At 62.7% G+C, this 255-nt stretch carries 1 pseudogene; it reads right to left on the bottom strand.

What is annotated here, in order from left to right:
• A pseudogene (locus AC0QKW_RS00430) lies at positions 1-255 on the bottom strand (photosystem II D2 protein (photosystem q(a) protein)); the annotation flags it as partial.

Genomic DNA, 255 nt, shown 5'->3' with positions numbered 1-255 from the left:
CAGAAAAGGCGATCGCATTGTAGGGCCGTAGACCCACCAGACGGGCGACTTCAAACTGACGCAGCATAAAGCCGATCAGGCCAAAGGCACCGTGCAGTGCCACAAAGCTCCACAGGCCGCCGAGCTGGAACCAGCGCACCAGGTCACCCTGGGCCTCAGGGCCCCACAGCAGCAGCAGGGAGTGGCCCAGGCTGTTGGCAGGGGTGGAAACGGCCACGGTCAAAAAGTTGGCACCTTCGAGGTACGACGACGCCA

The organism is Pseudanabaena sp. PCC 9330, assembly GCF_055795045.1.
The sequence above is the reverse complement of the archived record's forward strand: the minus strand, read 5'-3'. Positions and strand labels throughout refer to the sequence as shown.